The following is a 13,415-nucleotide window of genomic DNA, read 5'->3' as shown; positions in this document are numbered from 1 at the left end:
TGAGGCGCACGTTAGTCCAGCCATCGACCGACAGCTAGATCTATGCGCATGGATTGTATACATCGCTCGATCGGGACTCAGAAAAAGTCAGGCTTGACTGTTTGTTTCGGGGACGGCACGCTGTCCCCGTGCCCACCGCATCGACCCGCGTCCCTCAACAGGAGCGCAGCCGCGCCACCCAGGCCCGGCTGCTGGAGGCGACCGTCGAGTGCCTGGTGGAGCACGGCTGGTCCGGCACGACGACGACCGTGGTGGCCGCCCGGGCGGGCGTCTCCCGGGGCGCCCAGCTGCACCACTACCCGACCAAGGCGGCCCTGGTCACCGCCGCCGTCACCCACCTCACCGAGCGCCGGGCCGTGGAGCTGCGCACCGAGGCCGCGGCGTTGCCGGCCGGCCCGCGGCGCCTCGACGGGGTGGTCGACCTGCTCGCCGCCGCCTTCACCGGGCCGCTCTTCGTCGCGGCGCTGGAGCTGTGGGTGGCCGCCCGCACCGACGCCGAGCTGCGCGACGCCCTGGTTCCCCTCGAAGCACGGGTCGGCCGGGAGATGCACCGGCTCACCGTGGAGCTGCTCGGCGTGGACGAGCGGCGACCCGGCGTCCGCGAGGCGGTGCAGGCCACCCTCGACCTGCTCCGCGGCCTCGGCGTGGCCAACCTGCTCAGCGACGACACGACCCGCCGCACCGCCCTGCTGCACACCTGGAAGCGCCAGCTCGCCGCCCTGCTCAATCCCGACGCCGCGACGCCCGGGAGCGCGCGGCCGCACTGATTCCCCCGGAGGCACCATGGTCGACCTGACAGCCCTGCTCGCGGACCTGACCGCCGAGTCCGAGCAGCTCGACGCGCTCGTCGCACCGCTGGCGCCGGAAGCCTGGGAGCGGCCGACCCCGGCGCCCGGGTGGAGCATCGCCCACCAGATCGCCCACCTGGCCTGGACCGACCACGTCGCCCACCTCGCGGCGACCGACGCGGCGGCGTTCTTCGCCTCGGTCACCTCCGCTCCGGATCCGTCCCGGCTGGTCGAGGACGGCGCCGAATCGTTCCTCGCCCCGGCCGCGGCGCTGCTGGCACGCTGGCGGGCGGGCCGGGCCGCGCTCACGACGGCGCTCGCCGCCGTCCCAACCGGGGAGAAGCTGCCCTGGTACGGCACCCGGATGTCGCCCGCCTCGATGGCGACCGCCCGGCTCATGGAGACCTGGGCGCACGGCGAGGACGTGGCCGACGCGCTGGGCGTCCGGCGTGCCCCGACGGCCCGGCTCCGGCACGTGGCGCACCTGGGCTTCCGTACCCTCGGGCACAGCTTCGCGGCCCACGGCCGCGCGGTGCCGACGGCGCCGGTGCGTGTCGAACTCGCCGCACCCGACGGGGACACCTGGGCCTTCGGGCCGGTGGACGCGGCCGACCGGGTCACCGGGCCGGCGCTCGACTTCTGCCTGCTGGTCATCCAGCGCCGGCACCGCGCGGATCTGGCGCTGGTCGCCACGGGGCCGGTCGCCGACGAATGGCTGGACATCGCCCAGGCGTTCGCGGGGCCGCCCGGCGGCAAGCGGGAGGCGACGGGCAGCGGGGTGACCCGGTGACCGCGCTGCGGGTCGGCAACGCGTCCGGCTTCTACGGCGACCGCCTCACCGCCTGGCGGGAGATGCTCGACGGCGGCGAGCTGGACGTGCTGACCGGCGACTACCTGGCCGAGCTGACCATGCTGATCCTCGGCCGGGACCGGATGCGCGACCCCTCGCTCGGCTACGCCAAGACGTTCCTGCGCCAAGTGGAGGGCACCCTCGGCATCGCGCTGGAGCGCGGGGTCAAGCTGGTCACCAACGCCGGCGGGCTCAACCCGGCGGGGCTGGCCGCCGCGATCGGCGCGCTCGCCGACCGGCTCGGCCTCACCGTCCGGATCGGGTACGTCGAGGGCGACGCCCTCGCCCGGCCGGACGCGTTGACGGCGAACGCGTACCTGGGGGCGTTCGGGATCGCGGCCTGCCTCGACGCCGGGGCGGACGTGGTGGTCACCGGGCGGGTGAGTGACGCCTCGCTGGCGGTCGGCCCGGCCATTTCCCGCTTCGGCTGGGCCCGGGACGACCTCGACGCGCTGGCCGGGGCGACCGTCGCCGGGCACCTCATCGAGTGCGGCGCGCAGGTCACCGGCGGCAACTTCAGCTTCTTCACCGAGCTGCCCGACGGCGGGCACCGCCCCGGCTTCCCCATCGCCGAGATCCACGCCGACGGCTCGTCGGTGCTCACCAAGCACCCCGGCACGGGCGGCGCGGTCACCGTCGAGACGGTCACCGCCCAACTGCTCTACGAGGTGGGCGGGCCCGCGTACCTCGGGCCGGACGTGGTGACCCGACTGGACACGGTGGAGCTGTGCCAGGAGGGGCCGGACCGGGTGCGGGTCTCCGGCGTCCGGGGCACGCCCCCGCCGGACACCCTCAAGGTGGGCGTCAACAACCTGGGCGGCTTCCGCAACTCGATGACGTTCGTGCTCTGCGGGCTGGACATCCCGGCCAAGGCGGCGCTGGTCCGGGGGCAGCTGGAGGAGGCGGTCGGCAAGGAGGGGCTGGAGTTCACGCTGGCCCGCACCGACCACCCGGACGCCACCGACACCGAGGCGGCGAGCGCGCTGCTGCACGTACACCTGCGGGACGGCGACAAGGCGCGGGCCGGGCGGGCCTTCTCAGCGGCCGCGGTGGAGCTGGCACTGGCCTCCTATCCGGGCTGCACGCTGACCACCCTGCCCGGCGACGCCACCCCATACGGGGTCTTCACCGCCGACGCCGTGCCGCAGGACGCGGTCGCGCACGTGGCCGTCCTGCCGGACGGCGCCCGGGTGCCGATCGCCCCACCGGCGCGTACCGCGGCACCGCCGGCCGGCGAACAGAACCCGGGCGGGCCGCCGGGCCACACCGGGCCGACCCGGCGGGCGCCGCTCGGCGAGCTGGTCGGGGCGCGCTCGGGCGACAAGGGCGGGGACGCCAACCTGGGCGTCTGGGCCCGTACCGACGCCACCTGGGCGTGGCTGCGCGGCTGGCTGACCGTCGCGCGGCTGGCCGAGCTGTTGCCGGAGACCGCTCCGCTGGCCGTCGAGCGGTACGAGCTGCCGAACCTGCGGGCGGTCAACTTCGTGATCCGGGGGCTGCTCGGCCAGGGCGTGGCCGCCTCCACCCGCTTCGATCCGCAGGCCAAGGCGCTCGGCGAGCTGCTCCGCTCCCGGGTCGTCGACCTGCCCGCCGACCTCACCCCGGGGGTGCCGTCGTGACCATCGTGGACACTCCGGAGCGGCGGCAGCTCCGCGAGCTGACCCGGGCCTTCGTGACCAAGGAGGTCCTGCCCTACCTGGACGACTGGGAGCGGGCCGGCGAAGTGCCCCGGTCGCTGCACGAGACCGCCGCGAAGATCGGGCTGCTCGGCATCGGCTTCCCCGAGTCGGTCGGCGGCAGCGGCGGGGACCTGCTCGACTCGATCCTGGTCACCGAGGAGATCATCCGCTCGGGCGGCTCGTCCGGGCTCGTCGCCGCGCTCTTCACCCACGGCATCGCGCTGCCGCACATGGTTGCCTCGCGCGACGAGGGCCTCATCGACAGGTACGTGCGGCCGACGCTCGCCGGCACGATGATCGGCGCGCTGGCGATCACCGAGCCGAGCGGCGGCTCCGACGTGGCGGGCATCCGCACCTGCGCCCGGCGGGACGGCGAGCACTATGTGGTGAACGGGTCGAAGACCTACATCACCAGCGGCGTCCGGTCCGACTTCGTGACCACCGCCGTCTGCACCGACTTCCCCGGCTCGGGCTCGCTGAGCCTGCTCGTGATCGAGAAGGGCATGCCCGGGTTCACCGTCGGCCGGCGGCTGGAGAAGCTGGGCTGGCACTGCTCGGACACCGCCGAGCTCTCCTTCGTCGACGTCCGGGTGCCGGTGGCGAACCGGATCGGCCCGGAGGACACCGCCTTCCTGGCGATCATGCAGCAGTTCGCCACCGAACGGCTCTCCCTGGCCACCCAGGCCTACGCCACGGCGCAGCGCTGCGTAGAGCTGGCCACCCGCTGGTGCCGGGACCGCTCCACCTTCGGCCGCCCGCTGGCCAGCCGCCAGCTCGTCCGGCACCGGCTGGCCGAAATGCACACCCGCGCCGAGGCGGCCCGGGCGTACGTGCACGACGTGGCCGAGCGGGTCGCGGGAGGGCAGCCCGTGGTGACCGAGGTGGCGATGGCGAAGAACGTCGCGGTGTCGGCCTGCGACTTCGTCGTCGACGCGGCGCTGCAACTCCACGGCGGCTTCGGCTACCTGCGCGACGCCGAGGTGGAACGGCACTACCGGGACGCCCGGATCCTGGGCATCGGCGGCGGCACCACCGAGATCATGAACGAGATCATCGCGAAGGGCATGGGCCTTTGACCACACTCGACAGCGCGATCGACCCGGCCGCACCGGCCCACCGCGCCAACCGGGCGGCCCTGCTGGACCGCCTCGCGGAGCTGGAGACCGCGCTCGACCAGGCCCGCGCCGGTGGCGGCGAGAAGTACGTGACGCGGCACCACAAGCGGGGCAAGCTGCTCCCCCGGGAGCGGATCGAGCTGCTGCTCGACCCGGACAGCCCGTTCCTGGAGCTGTCGCCGGTGGCCGCGTACGGCACGGACTTCCCGGTCGGTGCCAGCACGGTCACCGGCATCGGGGTGGTCGAGGGCGTGGAGTGCCTCGTGGTCGCCAACGACCCGACCGTGCGCGGCGGGGCGGTGAACCCCTGGGCGCTCGCCAAGACCCGGCGGGCCGGCGAGATCGCCCTGGCCAACCGGCTTCCGATGGTCAACCTGGTGGAGAGCGCCGGCGCTGACCTGCCCACCCAGGCGGAGATCTTCATCCCGGGCGGCCGGGTGTTCCGCGACCTGACCCGGCTCTCCGCGGCGAAGATCCCCACGGTCAGCGTGGTCTTCGGCAACGCCACCGCGGGTGGCGCGTACGTGCCGGGCATGTCGGACTACACGATCATGATCCGGGACCGGTCGCAGGTCTACCTGGCCGGGCCGCCGCTGGTGAAGATGGCCACCGGCGAGGTCACCGACGACGAGTCACTGGGTGGGGCGGCCATGCACGCCGGGAAGTCCGGCCTGGCCGACTTCCTCGCCGAGGACGAGCGGGACGGCATCCGGCTGGCCCGGCAGTGCGTACGCCGGCTCAACTGGCGCAAGCAGGGCCCGCCGCCGCGCAACCCGTTCCCCCGGCCGCCGAAGTACGACCAGGACGAGCTGCTCGGCATCGCCAGTGCCGACCTCAAGGTGCCATTCGACCCGCGCGAGGTGCTGGCCCGGGTGCTGGACGGCAGCGAGTTCGACGAGTTCAAGCCGAACTACGGCACCGCGCTGGTCACCGGATGGGGCGAGCTGCACGGGTGGCCGGTAGGCGTGCTGGCCAACGCCCGGGGTGTGCTGTTCAGCGAGGAGGCGCAGAAGGCGGCCCAGTTCATCCAGCTCGCTAACGCCGCCGACACCCCGCTGGTCTTCCTCCAGAACACCACCGGCTACATGGTCGGCACCGAGTACGAGCAGCGCGGCATCATCAAGCACGGCGCCCTGATGATCAACGCGGTGTCGAACTCGACGGTGCCGCACCTGACGGTCAACCTCGGCGCCTCCTACGGGGCCGGCAACTACGGCATGTGCGGCCGGGCGTACGAGCCGAGGTTCCTGTTCACCTGGCCGAACGCCAAGTCGGCGGTGATGGGGCCGGCGCAGCTCGCCGGGGTGCTGTCGATCGTCGCCCGGCAGGCCGCCGCCGCCCGGGGCCGCGACTACGACGAGGAATCCGACGCCGCCATGCGGATGATGGTCGAGCAGCAGATCGAGTCCCAGTCCGGGGCGCTCTTCCTCTCCGGCCGGCTCTACGACGACGGGGTGATCGACCCCCGGGACACCCGTACCGTCCTCGGGCTCTGCCTGTCGGCGATCCACAACGGACCCGTGAAGGGCGCCGACGGCTTCGGCGTCTTCCGGATGTGAGGGGCGAGCTGTGATCACCAGACTTCTCGTGGCCAACCGGGGGGAGATCGCCCGCCGGGTCTTCGCCACCTGCCGGGTGCTCGGCGTGGAGACGGTCGCCGTGCACTCCGACGCGGACGCCGACGCGCCCTTCGTGGCCGAGGCCGATCTGGCCGTCCGGCTGCCCGGGAACACGCCGGCCGAGACGTACCTGCGGATCGACCTGGTCCTGGACGCGGCCCGCCGGGCCGGGGCGGACGCCGTCCACCCGGGCTACGGCTTCCTGGCCGAGAACGCCGAGTTCGCCGCCGCCGTCACCGACGCCGGGCTGACCTGGGTCGGCCCGCCGGCCAAGGCGATCGCCGCGATGGGCGACAAGATGGCGGCCAAGGCCCTGCTCGCCGACGCGGGCGTGCCGATGCTGCCCACCTGGACCGAGGCCGACCAGGTGACCGACTTCCCGGTGCTGGTCAAGGCGGCCGCGGGTGGCGGCGGCCGGGGCATGCGGGTGGTCCGCGACGCCGCCGGGCTCGCCGAGGCCGTCGCGGGCGCGCGCCGCGAGGCGGCCGCGGCGTTCGGGGACGGCACGGTCTTCATCGAGCGGTACGTCGAGCGCGGCCGGCACGTCGAGGTGCAGATCTTCGGCGACACCCACGGCACGGTGGTGGCCCTCGGGGTACGCGACTGCTCGATCCAGCGCCGGCACCAGAAGATCGTCGAGGAGGCGCCGGGCGTCCTGCCCCCGCAGGTGCGCGAGCGGCTGCACGCGGCGGCGGTGGCCGCCGGCCGGGCGGTCGACTACGTCGGCGCCGGGACCGTCGAGTTCCTGCTCGCGCCCGACGGGGAGGTCCACTTCCTGGAGATGAACACCCGCCTCCAGGTGGAGCACCCGGTCACCGAGGCGGTCACCGGGTTGGACCTGGTCCGGCTGCAACTGCTGGTCGCCGAGGGCGAACCGCTGCCGATCACGGCCACCCCGCCGGCCGACGGCCACGCGATCGAGGTGCGGCTCTGCGCCGAGGACCCGGCCCAGGGCTTCCGCCCGGCCACCGGCACCCTGCACCGCTTCGCGATCCCCGGGGTGGCCGGCGAGTTCGCCCCGACGAAGGGCCTGCGCCTGGACTCCGGCGTGCGGGACGGCTCGACGGTGGCCGTGCACTACGACTCGATGCTCGCCAAGCTGGTCGCCTGGGCGCCCACCCGCGCCGAGGCCGCTCGGGCCCTTGCCGGCGCGCTGGCCCGGGCCGAGTTGCACGGCGTCGCCACCAACCGGGACCTGCTGGTCCGGGTGCTGCGCAGCCGCGAGTTCGGCGGGGCGGAGGCCGACACCGGCTTCCTGGAGCGGCACGAGGAGGTCTTCGCCCCGCTGCTCCCGCCGGAGCGGCTGCCCGTGGCCGCCCTCGCCGCGGCGCTGGCGAGCGCCGCCGGCCGCCGCGCCTCGGCGCCCGTGCTCGCCGGCCTGCCCTCGGGCTGGCGCAACGTGCCGGCCTTCCCGCAGGTCAGCCGATTCACCGGCCCCGGGGGCGAGATCGAGGTGCGGTACCGGCTGGACCGGACGGAGGCGCTCGCCGAGTGCTCGGTGTCGCAGGGTGTCGCCCTGGTCGAGGCCGCCCCGGACCGCGTGGTGCTGGACGTCGACGGGGTGCGGCGGGCGTTCGGCGTACACCGGGTGGGGCCGGAGGTCTTCGTGGACGGCCCGGAGGGGGCGGCGAGCCTCACCGAGCTGCCGCGTTTCCCCCTGCCCACCGCCGAGCTGGCGGCCGGATCCCTGCTCGCCCCGCTGCCCGGCGCGGTGACCCGGGTGCACGTCGAGGTCGGCCAGCGGGTGGCCGCCGGCGACCTGCTGCTGACCCTCGAAGCGATGAAGCTCGAACACCCCGTGCTCGCCCCGACCGACGGCGTGGTGGCGGAGCTGCCGGTGCCGGCCGGCGGCCAGGTCGACACCGGAGCGGTGCTGGCCGTGGTCAACCCCGAGGAGGACCCGCGATGAACTTCGATCTCACCCCCGAGCAGGACCAGCTCCGCGACGCCGTCCGGGCGCTGGGCCGGAAGTACGGCCACGGCTACTTCGTCGAGAAGGCCAAGGCCGGAGCGCACACCACCGAGCTGTGGCAGGAGGCCGGCCGGCTCGGCTACCTGGGCGTCAACATCCCCACCGAGTACGGCGGCGGAGGCGGCGGCATCACCGAGCTGGCCATCGTCTGCGAGGAACTGGCCGCGGCCGGCTGCCCGCTGCTGCTGCTCGTGGTCTCGCCCGCCATCGCGGCCACCGTGATCAACAAGCACGGCACCGACGAGCAGCGCAAGCGCCACCTGCCCGGCCTCGCCGACGGCTCGCAGAAGATCGTCTTCGCGATCACCGAGCCGGAGGCCGGGTCGAACTTCCACCGGCTCGGCACGGTGGCCCGCCGCGACGGCGACGACTGGCTGCTCACCGGCCGCAAGTGCTACATCTCCGGCGTCGACGAGGCCGGGCACGTGCTGGTGGTGGCCCGCACCGAGGACTCGGCCACCGGCAAGCTGAAGCCGGCGCTGTTCATCGTGCCGACCGACGCACCCGGGCTGGAGAAGTCCCAGCTGGACATGGAGATCCTCTCCCCGGAGAACCAGTTCCTGCTCTACCTGGACGACGTCCGGCTGCCCGCCGACGCGCTGGTCGGCGAGTCACTGGACGCCGGGCTGCCGGCGCTCTTCGCCGGCCTCAACCCGGAGCGGATCACGGTCGCCGCGATGGGCGCCGGCACCGGCCGGTACGCCATCGAGCGGGCCAGCGCGTACACCGCCACCCGGACGGTGTGGGGCGGCCGGACGATCGGCTCGCACCAGGGCGTCGCCCACCCGCTCGCGCACGCCGCGGTGCAGGTGGAACTCGCCCGGCTGATGATCCACAAGGCGGCCAGCCTCTACGACGCGGGCCGCGACCTGGAGGCCGGTGTCGCCGGCAACATGGCCAAGTACGCGGCCGGCGAGGCGGCCGCGCTCGCCGTGGATACCGCCGTCCAGGCGCTCGGCGGCGCCGGCATGACCACCGAGTACGGCGTGGCCACCCTGCTCGGCGCGGTCCGCGCCGGCCGGATCGCCCCGGTCAGCCGCGAGATGATCCTCAACTTCGTGGCCCAGCACGTGCTCGGCCAGGACAAGTCCTACTGACGTATCCCGGGTGACGACCGCGGGCGTGGCAACCAGACTGGTGGGATGTTCCCACCGGACCTGGAGCGGGCGACCGACCGGCTCTACACCGCCTTCGCCCACCACCGCCTGCCGCCCGGCATGGCGACGGCCTGCGACCACTGCGTCGACCCGGCCGAGGTGGACGAGTTCCTGCGTACGCCGCTGCGCGACCTCGCGCCCGACCAGCTCGGGGTCTACCTGTCCAACCCCGGCACCTGGGGCGACGGGACGGAGCTGCCGCACCTGGTGCCCCGGCTGCTGGAGGGGTACGCCACCGGCGAGATGAAAAACTGGTGGTCGCCGGAGACGGTGGCCCAGCGTATCGAGCAGCGCTGGCGGGACTGGTCACCCGCCGAGCGGAGCGCGATCGAGGACTTCTTCCGGGCCTGGTGGCGGTGGACCCTGACGTCCTGGCCGTCCACCAACCCCGCCTGGGACGTGCTGAAGGCAGTCGCGGAACTCGACCTCGACGTGGGTGCGTATCTCGCGGACTTCGCGGAGTTGCCGGGCGAGGAGCCGGCCCGGCACCTGGCCGAGGTGGTCGATTCCTGGACCTGGGGCGGGCGCCTGCCCGGGGCCACGGAGCGGGCGCTGCCGGGCTGGCTGAGCGGCGGCACGCCGGCGCGGCTGCTGTGGGTGGCCGCGGTTGCCTTCGCGGAGTCGCCGGTCGGCGAGGAGCTGACCAAGGCCGCCGAGCTGGCCGACCTGCTGCGGGACTCGCTGGCTGAGGAAGGAATCTGACGAACGGCCCCGGGTGCGCGGGACGCAACTGTCGCAGAAGATGCCGTTGCCCGGCGCCCCTGGTCAGGGCGCCGGGCAACGGCGGTGGCTCAGGACGTGGCGAGCTTGTCGAACTTCTCCCACGGCCCGATCGACGTGCGGTTGGCGATCAGCGGCAGGGTGCCCGCGTTCTCCGCCACCACGTACCGGCCGTTGGCGTTGGCCCGGAGGCTGATGCTGCCGTCCGAGTTGTTGATGATGGTGAACTTCTCCCAGGCGCCGATCGACGTCCGGTTCGCGATCAGCGCCTTGGTGCCCGCGCTCTCCGCCACCACGTACATGCCGTTGGCACGCGCGCGGAGGGCGACGAAGCCGCCACCCGCGTCGACCACGTCGAACTGCTCCCACAGCCCGACCGAGGTCCGGTTGGCGATGAGCGGCTTGGCGCCGGCGCTCTCGGCCACCACGTAGCGGCTGTTGACCCGGGCGCGGAGGGCGACCGGAGCCGCGACCGCCGGAGCGCCGGTGAGCCGGGTGAGCGCCGCGTAGTCGCCGTTGAAAACGTTCTGGCTGTAGTTGCCGGGCTGGCTGGGGTCACCGGGGGCGTACTGCCAGATGGTCTCCGTGGTCCAGCCGGCCGGCAGCGGCGGGCGGGTGGTGGTGTAGCCGGCGATGTCCAGCGGGTTGGCACCGAACGTCGCGTTGTTGCCGGTGCACGGGTTCCAGTAGTTGGTGTTGGTGTAGATCATCACCGGCCGGCCGATGCGGGACTTGACCTGGTCGGTAAAGGACTTGATCCAGCTCGACATCTCGGTCGTGGTCAGCCCGTAGCAGGTCGGCGCGCCGCTCCAGTACGGCCACTCGATGTCCACCATGGGCACCAGCGTCTGGCTGTCCTTGGCGAACTGCGCGTTGTCGACGAAGAAGTTGGCCTCGGTGATCGGGTCGCGCCCGTCCGGGCGGGCGAAGTGGTAGGCGCCGACGAGCAGGCCGGCCGCCTTGGCCGCCGCGTAGTCCTCGGCGAAGTAGGGGTTGCGGTACGTCTGCCCCTCGGTGGACTTGATGTAGGCGAACTTGTAGCCGTTGGTCGCCACGGCCGGCCAGTCGATCGGGCCGAGGTTGTGGTCGTGGCTGGAGACGTCGATGCCGCGGACCGTGTAGCCGGCCGGGGTGGTGGCGCTCGTGGACGCCGAGGTGGTGCGGGCGCCCGGCTTGACGCCGGCGTTCGCCCGTCCACCACCGTCAGGAGCGGAGCCTGCCGCGCTGACCGGCTGTGCGGTGGCGAGCGCCGTGCCGAGCGCGAGCCCGGCGGACATCAGGACAGAGATCCATCTTCTTGACATGGATGTCGGGAATCCTCTTGGTCGGGAGGTCGAGGACCGCCGGTCGCCAGGGGGCGGATCACGGCGGCGGAATCACTCTTCGCCTTCGGCCCAGGATCGGCCGCGGCGGTGTGCGTCCGTACTCTAACCGCCGAACCGGCTGCGCGGTGTCCCGCCGCGACCAGGCGTCTGACGGGAGCCCGGGGTACGGCGGGGGCCCGATCACCCGCCGTACCCCGGGGGTCCGTCAGCGGACGGTCAGCGTGCCGACCGCCGGTAGCGGCGCGACCACCGGCGGCAGCCGCTTCGGCTCGCCCCGGCCGGGCTCGCCGGCCCGGGCCAGCGCGTTCTTCGACGCCTCCGCCCGGGCGGTCGCCGGCTCGTCCTGGAAGGGCTGCGCGTCACCGGTGCAGACCGTGCCCCTGGCGGGCAGCGTCCCGTTGAGCAGGTAGGCGTCGACCGCGCCGGTCACGCACGCCGAGGTGCCGTAGGCGGTGTGCCCCCAGCTGTCGCTGCTCAGCAACCGGCTGTTCGGCAGCAGCCGGGCCGAGCTGACCGCGCCCTGGTAGTTGGTCGCCGGGTCCCAGTAGTTGCCGACCACCAGCACCGGGGCGGCGGTGGTCCGGTTGAACGGGCCGGTCCAGGCGTCCTCGTCCCGCACCGTCCAGGTGTTTCGGGCGCAGGGGGCGGTGCCCCAGGCCCAGGCCCGGCCGAAGTAGGGGGCCCTCTTGTCCTCCCTGGCCGACAGCGCCGGCCAGGCGTCCGCGCTCTTCGGGTGGTACGCGTCGGTGCAGTCCACCGTCAGGAACGTCTCGAGCCCGTTGTCGTACGGGAAGTCGTAGGCGTGCTGCCGGCGGGCCTGGGCGGCCCGCTGGGCCACCGCGGCGCGCGCCTGCGCCGTGGCGGACGCGGTGGCGGCCGGGTCGGTCAGCACCAGCAGCTCACCGGTGAGGTCCACGATGTACTGCCAGCCGCTCGGGTCGTAGAGGTAGCTGAGGGTGGCGCCGACGAAGTCGGCGTAGCTGACGGTGAACTGCCCGAGGTCCGGGTCGTCCACCACCAGCGGCTTCTTGCGCAGCCGCTGCGCCACCGTCTCGTACGCGGCGACCGGGTCGCCGCCGGACGCCAGCGTGCACTTCTGCGCGCCGGCCTTGGCGCACCGGACCAGGATCTCGTGCAGCGCCCGGTACGCGCCGTCGGCGCTGCGCAGCCGGGTCTCCTGGAGCTGGTTGCGGGCCCTGCCCTGGCCGACCCAGGCGTTCGGGTTGAGCACGCCGTCGACCATCAGGGCGCGGAACCGGTCCGGGAACATGTTCGCGTAGTACTGCCCCAGCGCGGTGCCGTAGCTGAAGCCGAGGTAGCTGAGCTTCCTGTCGCCGAGCGCGCGGCGCAGCACGTCCATGTCGCGGGCCACCTCGGCCGTGGATGCCGCGCCGGTCAGCGGCTTGCCGGTGGTCGAGCAGCCCTTGCCGACCGCCTTCGACGCGGCGACGTACGCCTTCTCCTCGGCCTTCGTGTACGGGAAGGCGACGTTCAGCCCGGCGTACGCCCGGGTCTGGTCCTTCACCGACGGGAAGCACCTGACGTTGTCGCTGGAGGCGACGCCGCGCGGGTCGGCGCCGACGATGTCGAAGCGGTCGAGCAGGTCGTCGCCGAGGAAGTACGGCGCGGCGAGCGCGATGCTGGTGCCGGAGCCGCCCGGGCCGCCCGGGTTGAGGAACAGGCTGCCGATCCTGTGCTGCTGGTCGCGGGCCTTCACCCGGAGCACCGCCACCTCGGTGGTGGCGCCCTTCGGGTTGTCGTAGTCCAGCGGGAGCCGGACCGTGGCGCACTCGGCGTAGTCGTAGCAGGCGTACCAGTCGAGCTTCGGCGTCGGCACGCGGTCGACCCGGCGCGCCTCGGCGGCGCTGGTCCGGTCGTACGCCGGCGGTTGCGGCGTGCGGGCCGCGGCCGCGGCGGGCGCGACCGCCGATCCGGCGAGGACGATGCCGGCGATCCCTGTTGCGGTGAGGGACCGGATTGCACGTGGCATGTGGCTGCCTTCCGGTGGGGAACGGGGTCCGTCGAGGAGACCTCGACCCTCGTCACTTTAGGGATCACGACCAACCGAAGCAGCCCGCCAAACGGGGACAGAGGCGACAGATTGCCGATTGATGTAACGAATTTTTCTTGATCGACGCTTTTGGCCCTCCAGCCTGGAGGGTGAGCCCGCCACGGAACGCGTCCGACCGG

Annotated in this window: 10 protein-coding genes; 8 read left to right on the top strand and 2 right to left on the bottom strand. The window is 73.4% G+C overall.

Annotated elements, in window-relative coordinates:
- The first annotated feature begins 128 nt into the window (after positions 1–128).
- Genes AB0F68_RS08680 through AB0F68_RS08645 form a run of 8 tightly spaced genes read left to right on the top strand, consistent with a single transcriptional unit; the run spans position 129 to position 9,882 of the window.
- Positions 129–767 (top strand): TetR/AcrR family transcriptional regulator, encoded by a 639-nt coding sequence (locus AB0F68_RS08680; RefSeq protein ID WP_357334026.1) that lies wholly within the window; start codon positions 129–131, stop codon positions 765–767.
- 16 nt (positions 768–783) lie between these two features.
- On the top strand, positions 784–1,578 hold the full coding sequence (locus AB0F68_RS08675; RefSeq protein WP_357334025.1) for a TIGR03084 family metal-binding protein: 795 nt from the start codon (positions 784–786) through the stop codon (positions 1,576–1,578).
- Entirely contained in the window at positions 1,575–3,257 is a 1,683-nt protein-coding gene (locus tag AB0F68_RS08670; protein ID WP_357334022.1) for an acyclic terpene utilization AtuA family protein, read from the top strand. The genes AB0F68_RS08675 and AB0F68_RS08670 overlap by 4 nt, the downstream gene beginning before the upstream one ends.
- Positions 3,254–4,393, top strand: a complete 1,140-nt coding sequence (locus AB0F68_RS08665) for an acyl-CoA dehydrogenase family protein (protein ID WP_357334020.1) — start codon at positions 3,254–3,256, stop codon at positions 4,391–4,393. Before AB0F68_RS08670 ends, AB0F68_RS08665 begins: the two co-directional genes overlap by 4 nt.
- Positions 4,390–5,991, top strand: coding sequence for a carboxyl transferase domain-containing protein (locus AB0F68_RS08660; RefSeq protein ID WP_357334018.1), 1,602 nt, complete (start codon positions 4,390–4,392; stop codon positions 5,989–5,991). The genes AB0F68_RS08665 and AB0F68_RS08660 overlap by 4 nt, the downstream gene beginning before the upstream one ends.
- Positions 5,992–6,001: 10 nt before the next feature.
- Positions 6,002–7,960, top strand: coding sequence for a biotin carboxylase N-terminal domain-containing protein (locus tag AB0F68_RS08655; protein WP_357334015.1), 1,959 nt, complete (start codon positions 6,002–6,004; stop codon positions 7,958–7,960).
- Positions 7,957–9,120, top strand: coding sequence for an acyl-CoA dehydrogenase family protein (locus tag AB0F68_RS08650; protein WP_357334013.1), 1,164 nt, complete (start codon positions 7,957–7,959; stop codon positions 9,118–9,120). The genes AB0F68_RS08655 and AB0F68_RS08650 overlap by 4 nt, the downstream gene beginning before the upstream one ends.
- 45 nt (positions 9,121–9,165) lie before the next feature.
- Entirely contained in the window at positions 9,166–9,882 is a 717-nt protein-coding gene (locus tag AB0F68_RS08645) for a hypothetical protein (protein ID WP_357334011.1), read from the top strand.
- A gap of 89 nt (positions 9,883–9,971) precedes the next feature.
- Here the strand turns inward: AB0F68_RS08645 and AB0F68_RS08640 are convergent, their stop codons facing one another.
- Positions 9,972–11,177, bottom strand: coding sequence for a GH25 family lysozyme (locus AB0F68_RS08640; RefSeq protein WP_357334008.1), 1,206 nt, complete (start codon positions 11,175–11,177; stop codon positions 9,972–9,974).
- 253 nt (positions 11,178–11,430) lie between these two features.
- Positions 11,431–13,215, bottom strand: coding sequence for an alpha/beta hydrolase (locus tag AB0F68_RS08635; RefSeq protein WP_357334006.1), 1,785 nt, complete (start codon positions 13,213–13,215; stop codon positions 11,431–11,433).
- Between the last annotated feature and the right edge of the window lie 200 nt (positions 13,216–13,415).

The sequence above is a fragment of the Micromonospora sp. NPDC023966 genome, assembly GCF_040639095.1.
GTDB lineage: Bacteria > Actinomycetota > Actinomycetes > Mycobacteriales > Micromonosporaceae > Micromonospora.
Note: the sequence above shows the minus strand (reverse complement) of the source record. Positions and strands in the feature narration are given on the sequence as shown.

Excerpts from the sequence above, each read along its gene's own strand:
- AB0F68_RS08675 (WP_357334025.1), top strand. The coding sequence starts at position 784 with ATGGTCGACCTGACAGCCCTGCTCGCGGACCTGACCGCCGAGTCCGAG.
- AB0F68_RS08650 (WP_357334013.1), top strand. The coding sequence starts at position 7,957 with ATGAACTTCGATCTCACCCCCGAGCAGGACCAGCTCCGCGACGCCGTC.
- AB0F68_RS08645 (WP_357334011.1), top strand. The coding sequence starts at position 9,166 with ATGTTCCCACCGGACCTGGAGCGGGCGACCGACCGGCTCTACACCGCC.
- AB0F68_RS08640 (WP_357334008.1), bottom strand. The coding sequence starts at position 11,177 with ATGTCCGCCGGGCTCGCGCTCGGCACGGCGCTCGCCACCGCACAGCCG.
- AB0F68_RS08635 (WP_357334006.1), bottom strand. The coding sequence starts at position 13,215 with ATGCCACGTGCAATCCGGTCCCTCACCGCAACAGGGATCGCCGGCATC.